The 12,949-nt window shown below is 55.1% G+C and carries 13 protein-coding genes; 3 read left to right on the top strand and 10 right to left on the bottom strand.

All coding sequences use genetic code 11. The features are described 5' to 3' along the window. Positions 1–2: 2 nt before the first annotated feature. The 6 genes from TH468_RS02870 to TH468_RS02845 form a co-directional block, all read right to left on the bottom strand. Positions 3–1,454 (bottom strand): serine hydrolase, encoded by a 1,452-nt coding sequence (locus TH468_RS02870; protein ID WP_085642109.1) that lies wholly within the window; start codon positions 1,452–1,454, stop codon positions 3–5. A gap of 103 nt (positions 1,455–1,557) precedes the next feature. Then, on the bottom strand, positions 1,558–2,727 hold the full coding sequence (locus tag TH468_RS02865) for a CynX/NimT family MFS transporter (protein WP_085642108.1): 1,170 nt from the start codon (positions 2,725–2,727) through the stop codon (positions 1,558–1,560). Positions 2,728–2,840: 113 nt separating this feature from the next. Beyond that, positions 2,841–3,416, bottom strand: coding sequence for a helix-turn-helix transcriptional regulator (locus TH468_RS02860; protein WP_085642107.1), 576 nt, complete (start codon positions 3,414–3,416; stop codon positions 2,841–2,843). A 66-nt stretch (positions 3,417–3,482) separates the two neighbouring features. Next, a complete protein-coding gene (rsmD, locus tag TH468_RS02855) occupies positions 3,483–4,058 on the bottom strand; it encodes a 16S rRNA (guanine(966)-N(2))-methyltransferase RsmD (RefSeq protein WP_085642106.1) in 576 nt (191 codons plus the stop codon). A gap of 6 nt (positions 4,059–4,064) precedes the next feature. Beyond that, the gene (locus tag TH468_RS02850; RefSeq protein WP_085642105.1) at positions 4,065–5,372 is read right to left on the bottom strand and encodes a pseudouridine synthase; all 1,308 of its coding nucleotides are present in this window, start codon (positions 5,370–5,372) and stop codon (positions 4,065–4,067) included. After that, entirely contained in the window at positions 5,369–6,091 is a 723-nt protein-coding gene (locus tag TH468_RS02845) for a gamma-glutamyl-gamma-aminobutyrate hydrolase family protein (RefSeq protein ID WP_085642104.1), read from the bottom strand. The genes TH468_RS02850 and TH468_RS02845 overlap by 4 nt, the downstream gene beginning before the upstream one ends. 263 nt (positions 6,092–6,354) lie before the next feature. On the opposite strand from TH468_RS02845, the gene TH468_RS02840 reads away from it, so the two are divergent. After that, positions 6,355–6,807: a nucleoside deaminase gene (locus tag TH468_RS02840; RefSeq protein ID WP_007091239.1), complete on the top strand. Its 453-nt coding sequence runs from the start codon at positions 6,355–6,357 to the stop codon at positions 6,805–6,807. Positions 6,808–6,820: 13 nt separating this feature from the next. On the opposite strand, the gene TH468_RS02835 is transcribed toward TH468_RS02840, so the two are convergent. Then, positions 6,821–7,300, bottom strand: coding sequence for a type II toxin-antitoxin system VapC family toxin (locus tag TH468_RS02835; protein WP_139834618.1), 480 nt, complete (start codon positions 7,298–7,300; stop codon positions 6,821–6,823). 149 nt (positions 7,301–7,449) lie between these two features. Further along, on the bottom strand, positions 7,450–9,051 hold the full coding sequence (locus tag TH468_RS02830; RefSeq protein ID WP_085642102.1) for a glucan biosynthesis protein: 1,602 nt from the start codon (positions 9,049–9,051) through the stop codon (positions 7,450–7,452). Positions 9,052–9,237: 186 nt separating this feature from the next. Between TH468_RS02830 and TH468_RS02825 the strand changes: the two genes are divergently transcribed. Further along, positions 9,238–10,599, top strand: a complete 1,362-nt coding sequence (locus TH468_RS02825) for an adenylate/guanylate cyclase domain-containing protein (RefSeq protein ID WP_168177062.1) — start codon at positions 9,238–9,240, stop codon at positions 10,597–10,599. A gap of 111 nt (positions 10,600–10,710) precedes the next feature. Here the strand turns inward: TH468_RS02825 and TH468_RS02820 are convergent, their stop codons facing one another. Together TH468_RS02820 and TH468_RS02815 are read right to left on the bottom strand one after the other, a co-directional pair. Continuing rightward, positions 10,711–11,058, bottom strand: coding sequence for an Atu4866 domain-containing protein (locus TH468_RS02820; protein WP_085642100.1), 348 nt, complete (start codon positions 11,056–11,058; stop codon positions 10,711–10,713). A 24-nt stretch (positions 11,059–11,082) separates the two neighbouring features. After that, a complete protein-coding gene (locus tag TH468_RS02815; protein WP_210402201.1) occupies positions 11,083–11,829 on the bottom strand; it encodes an SDR family oxidoreductase in 747 nt (248 codons plus the stop codon). A gap of 168 nt (positions 11,830–11,997) precedes the next feature. On the opposite strand from TH468_RS02815, the gene TH468_RS02810 reads away from it, so the two are divergent. Next, positions 11,998–12,915 (top strand): AraC family transcriptional regulator, encoded by a 918-nt coding sequence (locus tag TH468_RS02810; protein WP_085642099.1) that lies wholly within the window; start codon positions 11,998–12,000, stop codon positions 12,913–12,915. Positions 12,916–12,949 lie beyond the last annotated feature (34 nt).

The following is a 12,949-nucleotide window of genomic DNA, read 5'->3' as shown; positions in this document are numbered from 1 at the left end:
CATTATTCCGCGACCTGACGGGCACTTTCGACTTCTACGGTCGTATCCCCGTTGCGGGCGACAATATCGGGAAACAGGGCCGCAATCGATCCGACAAAGCGACGCAGATCAAAGGCATCTCTGACGCGCGTCAGTCCCAGACGCACGATCACCAGTTCCTTTGATGGAATGATGCTGATCGATTGTCCGTCATGACCAAGGGCAAAGAACGCGTCATCCGGAACAGGCGGCCCATCGTCAATCAGGTTTCCATCATCGTCGCGAGACCCGGGCAGTTCAAGCCACCAATGGGCGCCATAGATGCCGTTGGGTGCGGCGGGGGCTGGGGTGATGGAATAATCGACCCAACCCGCGGGCAGCAGGCGTTCATCGTTCCAGACGCCATCCTGCAGGAACAATTGGCCAATCTTGGCCCAATCCCGCGCGGTGGCATGCATGAAGCTCGATCCGATGAAATAACCGTCCTGATCCGTTTCGATCACAGCATTGCCAATGCCAAGCGGCCGGAACAGCAAATCAAACGGGATATGCTGATAGCTTTGGGACGAGCCACTGATATTGCGCATGGCAGCCGAAAGAATGTTTGTCGCCCCGGAATTATAGGCAAAGACGGTGCCCGGACTGTGTTCAAGCGGGCGGGCAACAGAAAATCCGGCGGCTGCCGGTTCGACAAACAGCATCTGAACCACATCGGATAACGGGTTCCAGTAGCTTTCATCAAATGCCAGTCCGCTGCTCATATGCAACAACTGGTCATAGGTAATAACCGCGCGCGGATCGTTCAGCTTTGATTGCCATTCATTGATCAGAACCGGTCCGTCAACGCCGGGGATCATATGTTCCTGCTGCATGCGGCCAAGCAGGGCATTGAAGACGCTTTTGGTCATTGACCAACCGGGCAGGGGGGTGCTGGCGGTGATGCCCGGCGCATAACGTTCGGCAATGACCTTGCCCCGGTGCAAAACAACAATAGCCCGGCTGCGCCGCGAGGCATTGGTGCCGGGTTCGTCCATGGCGTCTGCAAGAATGGTGCTAAAGGCGCGCCGGTCGATATTGCCGGGGACGGATGCCGTTCGAAGCGGCTGGGCCGGGATCGGGCGAATTAACGGGCTTGTCGTGCGAAGCTGTTCTATGCGTGCCGGATCATCGGAAAGTGTGCAGCCCAGATTGGGCCGATAAACAGCAATCCGTTTGCGAAAACCGAATGCATGCGCGCTGACCGTCTGATGGCGCAAATCGACATTGGCGGTAATCAGCGACAGAGCAGGATTGTTATCGGCCAGAACATCTTCTTCATGTGCCCGGTTCGACGGCAGGCCATTCACAAAAATGGCCGAACACATGATTTTGGCCGTATAGCCCGCGCCGACCGGTGCCAGCCAGATGAAGAACGCGGAAATCACCAGAATGCCAAGCAATATCATGCCGATAAAGGTGGCTTTAATCCAGGTCATTCCGTTTCCCTTGTGCCGGGCGTTATTTGCCCTCTGCTTTTGTCTGGCAACGAGGGTCGCCTGCTTTGCGGGATAGGTCAAGACAGCGCATTGTATAGTCGGTCTAATCCGCGGTTACGATGCGGACCGGGCGGTATCGAAGCGAAATGACAAATCCCGCAAGGTAAAATCCGGCCAGCAGAAATGCCGCCCCCTTCCAGCTTGCCCAGTCGATCATCGCACCGGCGACCGGTGGAACAATCACAACGAAAATCTCGGCAAACTGGGCCAGCATCCCCTGAAGGGCGGGCATCGAAAGATCGCGACCGGCAATGCGCGGCAAAAGGGCAAAACATGTACCGGCAACCGATCCCTGCCCGATATTGAACAGGATTAATGCCAAGACGCTGATCACGATGTTCTGACTGACAAACAGGGCGAAGATGGCGGCTGCCATCACCGGAAGGCCGATGGCAAGGATCCGGCGGCCCGGGATATCGCGGCCCAAAATCATCCCGGCGCCGACGCTTCCGATAATGTTTCCGGCAATCGCGGTGGTGCCGATGATGGCGGCAGCCACAGGAATGCTGATTGAAAGATTATCGGCCATCATGGCGGGCATGAACGCAAGGGCAGCGGACGTTGCCCCGGCAAAGGCCGCGAATGTCAGTGCAACCTGCATCGCCGGGCGGGATTTCAGGACGCCGGAAATACCCGATGTCAGGGACCGGTTGAAACTTTGCTCGCGCGGTTTGGTCAGCAACATCAGGGCGGGCAAAAGGATCGCGATCGGGACGGTGCAGGCAACAACCGCCATGCGCCAGTCAAGCCATGCGACAATTGCGGCACTGGTCCAGTTCCCCATGGCAATGCCGACCGGGATAAAGGTGCCCCAGATGCTCATGGCCATGGCGACAGTTTTCGGATTGCCCAGATTGGCCATCCAGCTTGGCGCACCCACCACAATCAGAAGATATCCGATACTGGTGACAAGGCGCCCGACATAAAGCATTCCGGTGTTTGATGCTGTTGCAAAGATTGTAGCCCCGATGATCATCATGATGCCGCCCAGAAACAGCGAACGGCGCAATCCGGCCTGTGCGGCCCAAACGCCTGCGGGAATCGCAAACAGGGCCCCTGCCGCCGTGATCAGCGATGCGACAAGACCGAACTGCGCCTGGCTAAGATCAAAACCGGCACGAAGATCGGGTGCAATCGGCCCCACCAGACCAACCTGCATCGAGGCTGTCAGTCCAAGGCCATAAAGAACACAAATGGCAAAAATCGGTGGCATGAGGGGCAATCCGTCAATTCAATAAACGATTTGGTCGGGGCGAACCAAAATAGCGGGTTCCTTTTACCGGAAACCCGTTGCAACGATCCACGTATGAAATATGCGCGAAACGGTTATGCAGGTGGGTGGTCAAAACCGGTGGTCAGGCGAACGGCGGTACCATCGGACAGGAAAAAACGTTCCCACAGGATGAATTTATCGACAATCGGCATCGGCGGGCCGTCGCGCCCGGATGTTTCGAAACTCAGATGATCAGCCTGATCTTCGTGCCAGCCCATGCCATGCAGGCGTTTTTCGGCCTGTGCGATTTCCGGCGTGGCAAAACGCCAAAGGGATGTGCCAAGAAGATCACCGGAATCCCGTTGCCATTCCTTTTCGCGCGGTCCCGATGCGCACAGCAAACGATGGCTGCGATCTTCGATCAGGTGGACGCGTTGTCGCGAATGAATGACCAGTCGTTTGATCGCCTGATCCAATCGGAAATTGCGGTTGCGCGTCATCATCTGATGCAAAAGGTCGATCTGAAGCGGGGCCGGGTTTTGCAACCCCTTTTCCCAGCGTGAGACGGTTGCCTGTGTGACACCGACAATATCGGCAAGGCGTGCCTGTTTTATCTCGCTTTCGCGGCGCCATTGGCGCAGGCGGCGACCAAATTCAGGATCGGGTGCTGTCGGGGGCAGTAACTTCATCGCTCAACATCGCCTGACTTTTCGAAAGGCAGCCCACCATAACACAGCCGGGAAATCAATAAAGGTTCAGGACGCAGCGCCAAGGCGATAGATATCGATCTGGCAGCGACCATATTTGCGGCTATCAAGGGTTTCAAGGCCGTCGACTTCCGGTGCCGGTTCGCGCGGATCGCGTTCGGCAATGATCAGCGTTTCATCATTGATCCAACCGGCATTTGCCAGTCCCGTAATGCTCGGTCCCAGCAATTCCTTATGATAGGGCGGATCAAGGAACACCATACTGGCGGGTTCTGGTGCGCGCGGTGGCTTGGTTGCGTCGGCGCGCTGAACGCGGGTTTTATCACCCAGTTTCAAATCGGCAATATTCTGTTCGACGGCGGCAAGCGCACCGCGATCAAGGTCAAAGAAAACCGCCTTTTGCGCGCCACGTGAAATGGCTTCAAGTCCCAGCGCCCCGGAACCGGCATAGGCATCAAGAACCAGACCGTCATAAAGCGGGTTCTGGTCGTCCTCGTACCAGCGCGATGCATGTGTCAGGATGTTAAACAGGGCCTCGCGAACGCGATCCAGTGTCGGGCGTGTATCGCGCCCGGTGGGTGCGGTCAAAAGCCGCCCGCGAAGACTTCCGCCAACAATCCGCATTCTGCCTTAACCCTTTTTGCCGCGCGGACGATTGCCCGCCGGTTTCGATCCGCTGCGTCCCGCCGGGCGATTGCCGGGTTTTCCATCGGCAATGCTGCCGCGATGATTGCCGCCGGTATTGCCAGATGGCTTGCCGCGACCGCTACCAAACGATTTCCCACCGTCGCTATTGCGTTCACCACCGGCTTTGCCACCGGGCGCATAACGCCCGCGGCCTTTGTTGGCTGGGCGGTTTGTGTTGTCGCGATCATCAAAGCGATTATCCCGGTCGTCCCGAGTACCGCGGTCGTTACGATCTTCGCGGTTTTCACGCGCAGGACCACCACGCGATACCTCTCCGCGTGCGACGGCCGGTCTGGCGCGATTGCCCGGACGTGTCCGGTTTTCAAAGCTGTTCTCAGTCCGGGCGTCATCGGTGACGGCGTTCGGGTTGCTGCCCTGCTGGCGACGGCGCGGCGCGGCTGGTTTGCCAAACACGGTGCGCGGTGCCTTGGGGCGGCCGGTGCCGCCGCGTGCGACCGATTTCTTTTCGGAAACCTTGCTGTAATCACCCTTGAAGAACGCGGCCAGCTGTTCTTTCATCACCTTGCCGGTGATTTCTTCGCAATCGCCGGGGGCCAGGTTACCCAACTGGAACGGGCCATATGATACACGCATCAAACGCGTTACTGGCCAGCCAAGGTGTTCCATCACACGGCGGATTTCACGGTTTTTGCCTTCGCGAAGGGTCACCGTCATCCAGGCATTGCTGTCTTTCTGAACGTCAACCTCGGCCTGAATCGAACCGTAATTGATGCCGTCAACCGTGACACCGTCTTCAAGCTGTTTGAGTTTCGCCTCGTCAATCCGGCCATGGACGCGCACCCGATACCGGCGTGCCCAGCCGGTGGCAGGCAGTTCAAGATAACGGGCAAGCTCGCCATCATTGGTCAGCAGCAAAAGACCTTCGGAATTCAGATCAAGCCGCCCGACCGAAATCACGCGCGGCATATAGCTTGGCAGATGTTCGAAAACCGTATCACGTCCCTGTTCGTCACGGTGGCTGGTAACCAGCCCGCGTTTTTTAAACAGACGCCACAGGCGCGGCTTTTCCTTTTGCGGCAACGGTTTGCCATTGACGTAAATTTCGTCTTCGTCGGTGACGGTCACGGCTGGGCTGTCAAGCACCTTGCCATTCAGCTTCACCAGACCTTCCTCGATCATGCGTTCGGCATCACGACGCGAACAAACACCGGAACGCGCTATGCGTTTGGCAATGCGTTCGGGTTTGCTTTCTTCGGTATCTTCGGTCGGGTTCGGGGTCTGGTCGCTCATTTGCGGGCCTCGGAAATCAGGGCGTCGAAGATTTTCGCATCGCCCGAACTGATATGAAATTCAGGATGCCATTGCACCCCAAGACAATAACGATATCCCGGATGTTCAATCCCCTCGATCACACCATCCGGGGCGACGGAATTGATGATCACATCCGGGCCGACCTTATCCACGGCCTGATGATGGGCGGAATTGACCGACAGGCTTTTGACATCGCCGACAATGCGCGAAAGCAGGGTGCCGGTTTCGACGGTCACATCATGCCCCGGCTCGTTGCGCGGGTTGGGTTGTTCATGCGGCAGGCAGTTTTCAACACTGTCGGGAATATGCTGGATCAACGATCCGCCAAGGATCACGTTCAACAATTGCTGCCCGCCGCAAATACCCAGAACCGGCATATTGCGTTTCAGCGCACCTTCGGCCATCGCCCATTCAAACTTGGTGCGGCGGTCTTTGGTGATCACCGTGTCATGGCGTTCTTCGGCACCAAACAAGCTGGGATCGACATCAAATGCGCCACCGGTGACCACAAGCCCGTCAATCAGATCCAGCAGATCGGGAACCAGTTCAACCTCGTGGGGCAGGGGCATGGGAATGCCGCCCGCCGCCGTGACCGCACCGGCATAGTTTTCACGCAGCGCATACCACGGAAATTTGGAATAGCCACCGGGTTCCTCGGAATCAAGGGTAATGCCGATGATCGGTTTTCTGGCACTCATGTTCTGTCAAATCCCGTTGGTGGTGGCTGATGGTTGCTTTGCATATGTACGATGCCATGAATTTGGCCGGAAACTAACCCCGGTGCGTTAGAAGGGCAACGGCAATTCACGCATATGTGCAATCGGCCATGATCTTATCACCGCTTGACCGATCCTTGCACAGATTGCAATCTCATATGCTTAACGCCCGATAAAAAACAAAACAAATCAAACCCGCAATGTGCCTGTTGGGGCAATTGCTTTTCCGGGATGGAAAACAGATCATGAGCGCAGACAGCTTTATGGATATGGCGCTAGATGAGGCGCGCGCCGCCGCAAGGCGCGGCGAGGTGCCGGTTGGTGCTGTTCTGGTCGATGCCGACAGTGGCGAGGTGCTGGCGCGTGCCGGCAACCTGACCGAGGAACTCAATGATCCGACAGCTCATGCCGAAATCCTTGTGATCCGTGCAGCTGCCGGCGCAAAGGGCGAACCGCGCCTGCCCAATTGTGATCTGTATGTCACGCTGGAACCCTGCCCGATGTGTGCTGCCGCCATTTCGTTTGCCCGTCTGCGGCGGGTATATTTCGGGGCCTATGACCCTAAAAGCGGTGGCATTGATCACGGCCCGCGGGTGTTCGAAAGCACAAGCTGCCATCACCGCCCGGAAGTTTACGGCGGGATCGGCGAGGTCGAGGCGGGTAAGCTTTTGAAGGATTTCTTCGGATCTCTGAGGTGAGTGGTTTTACTTTTTACTCAATATTTTTAGGGTCAATGACCGTACAATGAAACTCTTCAGCTGCTATAGTTAGGTTGTGATCATTTGTAATGAGCACGAAGTTTTCACTGATAGCAGTGGCAGCTATCAGGGCATCTCTACTTTGGTTTTCAGGTCTTTTCTTTTTACCTGAGGCCTTATCAAGGTTTTGTATCCTGGATAGCAACTTTTCATAGAGCCCGTTGGCATCGCCCCATTTTGCTTCATTCCAGTTTGAGACGCCCCAAACTGCCGCGTTTGTGGGAATGGATTCTGCATCAATAGTCTGGAACCGTGAAAGCAACTGTTCTCGTCTATCAACGCAAGAAGTTTGTTTGATTTCATCAAGTTGAATATGAGTCACGAATAATTTGTGATTTGTAAAATGGTCTAAATTCGTAAGATCATCCAAAACGTGATTGAAAAAATTGGTGTCCAACAGGTACTTATTTATTTTTTCCATGTTTTTACTCAATTATGAAGATATTCTCCCTATTGTATCATTGTATATAAATATTTCAAATTTGAAATTTATATTTACCTAATATTTCGAGATTAAATTTTTGATCTAATCTCTCTCATGGATTTGATAAAAAAGCCCGCCAAAATGACGGGCCTTTGTTTTTATTCGCGTGTCTGCCCGCGAAGTCCCGGTAAATGCTGGAACATCCAGGTTTCGCTAAGCGGGGCATCACCGCGTTTCAGATACATCCGCAAATCAACCGGCTCGTTGCCGTCGACTTTAAGGTCAAACGCCGCACGCCAAATGCGGGTATCCATGATCGGCTCGATCTTGGTGCGGACAATTTCCCCGCGCGAGGTTGAAACAATGACTTCCGGGAACTCGCCATAGGCAAGGGTTCCAAGGATTTCCCCCTCGAACTCGACCGAGAATTTCAGTTCATCCTTCGGGCGGACCGTGCCGGGATTGCCGCCGCGCCCCATACGGGTGGCGGTGACATGGGCAAGCTTGTCCATCGGGAACGGGTTATGGGCCTGCCAATACAGGCGATAGCGGAACTGATAGCTATTGCCTGCCTTGGCCGGGGCATTCGGCACCCAGAAAGCACCGATATTGTCGTGAATTTCGTCATCGGTCGGGATTTCGACAAGCTGCACGGCACCGTCTTCCCACGCGCCAAGCGGTTCGACCCACAGGCTGGGGCGGCGGTGATAACGCACACCGTCAAGATAATGGCTGACTTCGCGGTCGCGCTGCATAAGCCCAAACCCGCGCGGGTTTTTATCGCCAAATGCCGATGTACGGATGATTTCCGGGTTGTTCAGCTGACGCCAGATGCGTTCGCCATTCCCGGTCCAAAGTTCCAGTCCGTCGCTATCATGGACTTCGGGACGCCAGTCAAAGCGGAACGATTTGTTCTGTTCGGAATACCAGAACATGCTGGTCAGCGGGGCGATACCAAGGCGTTCGATATCCTTGCGCAGGAACAGGTGTTTTTCGACATCCATCGTCACACCTTCGCCGCGCGTCAGATAGAACCGATAGGCACCCGTGATGCTGGGACCATCCAGCAGGGCATAGACCGTGACCGGGGCATTGGCCGATTTCGCCGGTTCGATATAAAATTCCCGGAAATCGGGGAATTCTTCGGGCTGGGACGTTGCCGTATTGACGACAATACCGCGCGCGGACAGACCATATTGACCTTCATCGCCAATCGCGCGGAAATAGGACGCGCCAAGAAACGCGGCCCAGTCCTGGGTCTTCCAGTCATCACGTTCGACATTTTCATGCAGACGAAAACCGGCAAAGCCGCTGTTTTCCGAAAGTTTGCGCGCGATACTGTCTTCGGGCATGTCGAAATAATCGGGCGTATAGACGACTTCACGTGATTTGCCGCCATCCACCAGATACATATGCACCGGTTTGGCGAAATACATACCCAGATGGAAGAATGTCAGCGGATAGGTGCCCGAACCATCGGCGTATGGCGAAAATTCGCGCTTGTAATGCAGCTTGCCATGAATGTCGTAATCGATCTTGCCGACAATTTCGGGATCGGGGGCGACAGGCGGCTCGTAAGGCGATTTTGACATGGCTTCGGCGCGTTTGATCAGGGCGTCAAAGCTGAAGCTTTGCGGTTCGCCAAGATCAAGTTTTTCGTTGGCCGCCGATGCGCCATTGACCAGCGACATACCCGGCAGGATCAGCCCGGCAGCGGCCATGGATTTCAGAAATCGTCTGCGTTCCACAGAAGTCGTCATCAATCAGGTCCCGTTAATTTAAGATGTCCGGAACTATACCGGACAGTGTGGACGTAATCGGGATAAAACATGGCGAATTCAAGATCGTAATATCTGCGTTTTTCGCATGGCGGTATGTTCGATGTCTGCCTAAATAATCTTGCAATCATTAAAATGGCGGGGTCGCCATCGCAGAAAGACATGTTCATGCAGCAAACCGTTATGGGAAAGCCCGAGCAGAAAGCCATTTTCCACGAGGCGGAACAGAAAGGCCTGCGACTGGCGATCAAGGGGCGTCTGGTCGCGCTGATCCTGATGGGCGTCTGGCTTGTGGCGTCGCGGTCAGGCGACCCGTTACGTGCCATTGAATATCTGATTGCGCTCGGTGTCTTTGCCGGGTTTGGCATTATCCATTACCGGATTATCGGATCATCCTATGATCGGAACTGGATCAAGTATCTGTTCATCGCGTTTGATATCGGGTTCCTGTCGCTTCTGATTGCGACGCAGCCGGTTTTTGACAATGTCGATCTGCCCCAGGCGGTGATTTTCCGTACACCGATCTTCCCGTTTTATTTCATCATTCTGGGGGTTGCCGCATTCAGCTTTTCACCGGGGCTTGTTTTATGGGCCGGTATTTGCGGTGCTGCCGGATGGCTTGGTGCGTTCCTTTATGCCATCCGCGATATGACGCAAACCTATGACTGGCAGGATATTGGCACATCGCCCGATACCCAGACCTTTGTGACCTATTTCTTTAGCCCCGATTTTATCGGCGCCTGGAGCCGCGTACAGGAAGCCCTGGCGCTGGTTATTGTTGCCATTCTGATTGGTCTGGTCATGTGGCGGGCGCGCCATACGGTCCGCCGCCAGATCAAGGCCGAGCAGGAACGCAGCGCCATTTCCGACATTTTCGGACAATATGTGCCACCCGCCGTGGCCGAGGTGCTGATTTCCAAACGCGGGTCACTGGCTCCGGTCGAGCGGGAGGCAACCATCCTCTTTGCCGATCTGGCCGATTTCACCAAGCTGACCGAAACCATCGGTCCAAAAGGAATTGTCGAGGTTCTCAATACCTATTTCGATGCGGTGTCACAGATCATCACCCGCCATCATGGTGTGATCACCCAGTTTCAGGGCGATGCGGTTCTGGCGACGTTCAATGTCCCGGCCGAGGACCCCGATCATGCCAGATGTGCGGTGCGCGCCGCACGCGAGATTTCCGAACTTGTGCAAAGTCGGGATTTCGCGGGGATTCATGTGCGTACACGTATAGGGATTTGCACCGGGACGGTGATTGCGGGAAGTGTCGGCGGGGGTGGACGACAGAACTATACCGTGCATGGCGATACGGTAAATATGGCAGCCCGACTGGAAGTGATGAACAAGGAACTGGGAACCGACGTTCTGATTTCTGCAACGACGGCACAGTACCTGGCAGCAGAAGATTTTCGCAAGATCGGGCAAATGGACGTGCGCGGGCTTTCCGAACCGATTGATCTGTTCACCTTTGCAGCCGCTGGCGAATTGAATGTCCCGACCGGCAATGTGCCCGCGACGGCAAGCTGATCATCGTTAAAGATTTCACTCATGAAAAAGGAACGGCATCCATCGGATACCGTTCCTTGCGGGGTCTGCATCGGGGTTAACCGGTGCAGTGGGGCTCTGAAATCAGAATATCTATTGCAGCGGCTGGCGATACATCACCATTCCGGCGTGATACAGAACGCCATCTTCGAAATAGCCATCTGCGGTGAAGCCGGTATCATCCCAGTAATCGATGTGATTGCCTGAAATTTCGTAACGTCCCTGATAGGCGGACTGACGATTGCCGCGCGCCTCGTCATAACGCCCATTGGCCAGCAATTCCTGACGGATGTTACCGTCTGCCGTGACCCACATTCCGACATAGGGATGCGGGTCGTTCGATGTGGTTGTGGACATGACGGTATCCTCCTGTGCGGTGGCGGTGCTGGAAAACAGCATCAGAAGACTGGTGATAGAAGACGCAAACATATGACGTGCCATGCGGGCCTCTTTGGGCGGTACGGATCAATATGCCGATGCCGTCGGGCGTACGATGATCTCGTTGATATCGACGCTGTCGGGCTGGGCGATTGCATAAAGGACAGACCATGCAATCGAAATCGGACTAAGGGCGGTTTTGCGCAATTCGCCGAGGAACCCCTTGGCGCTGTCATCGGTGATATCGTTGCCAAGTTCGGTTTCGGTAACACCTGGCGAAACCATGGTAACGCGGATATCCCGGCTTTCCTGACGCAGGCCGTCTGAAATGGCCCATACGGCGTATTTGGTGGCGCAATAAACCGCGGCGGTCGGCGATACCAGATGCGCCCCGATCGATGCAGTGTTGATGATATGACCACCGCCCTGTTCCTTGAACAATGGCAGGGTGGCGGCAATACCATTCAGCACGCCACGGATATTGACGTCGATCATCTTGTTCCACTCGTCGATTTTCAGTTCGGCAAGTGGCGACAGGGGCATGACGCCGGCATTGTTAAACATCACATCAATGCGGCCATAGGTGTTTTTGGCGAAATAGACCAGTGCTTCGACATCGTCGGCATCGGTGACATCAACCGCGCGGCATGTGGCGGTGCCGCCTTCGGCTTCGATCTCGGCGACGATGGAATGTAGTTTGGCCGTGCGGCGGGCGGCCAGAACGACCTTTGCACCATTTTCAGCCAGAAGCTTTGCCGTGGCTTCGCCAATCCCGCTGCTGGCACCGGTGATAACGACGACCTTGTTTTCAACATTGCTGGACATAAGCGACATGACATCCTCCGTGTTTGGTTGATGGCGCTCAATGTGATTGCAAACAGCAATCTGATGAATACACAGAACTCTTGATCAATTGCCTGTTCCTCCGAACGGTACGAAAACCGCTTTTCAGTACAGTCCGGATCGCTATAGTTCATATTAGAGAAACAAAGGAGTTTGGCGATGCCTGTGTTCGAAGAGATGTCTGTGCTGATTGACAAATACTGCGAAGGAGAAGGCGTTGCCCAGACGCCGGTGAGTGCGATGCACCTGTATCGTGCGACCGGGCCATCGATGAAAGTCCCGACAATCTATAAGCCATGCCTTTGTATTATCGCGTCAGGTGCCAAAGAGGTCACTCTGGGCGAGGCGGTTTTCAGTTACGCGCCCGGAAAGTATCTTGTGGCGTCGGTCGACCTGCCGATTGTTGGCTGTGTGACAAATGCCAGTGCAGCCCTTCCCTATCGCAGTCTGTCGATTGAACTTGATGGTCAGATGCTAAGTGACCTTGTAACCCAGATCGATCTTCAGATCGGATCGGCATCCGAAAGCGATTGCGGGCTTCATGTCGATGATGCCAGCGATACCTTGCTGGATGCGGTGATGCGTCTGTTGCGCCTTTGTGATGAAAAAGACGATATTTCTGTGATGGCGCCGATGCTTCTGCGCGAAGTGCATTATCGCCTGTTGCGCGGCCTTCAGGGGGCCCGGATTGCACAAATCGGAATGGGTGGCAGCAACATGCAGCGCATTTCCAAAATCATCCGTCTGATGAAGGACGACTTTGCCGCACCACTTCGGGTCGATGATCTTGCGGCACAGGCAAATATGAGCCCGTCTTCCTTCCATCATCATTTCAAGCAGGTAACCTCCATGAGCCCGCTTCAGTATCAGAAACGGCTTCGCCTGACGATGGCGCGCCAGATGATGCTGACAGAAATGAAGGACGCGGCGACCGCGGCCTATGAGGTCGGCTATGAAAGCGCATCACAGTTCAGTCGTGAGTATGCCCGCATGTTCGGTGCACCACCGATGCGCGATGTTTCGGCAATCCTTGGGCGGCTGGGCGGCGATGGCACGGCGGCGGCGAACGCCTATTGAAAATTGTAATTATTGCGATTTACTCGCAATTGGC

It is taken from the genome of Thalassospira sp. MCCC 1A03138 (genome assembly GCF_002115785.1).
Lineage (GTDB): Bacteria > Pseudomonadota > Alphaproteobacteria > Rhodospirillales > Thalassospiraceae > Thalassospira.
Note: the sequence above shows the minus strand (reverse complement) of the source record. Positions and strands in the feature narration are given on the sequence as shown.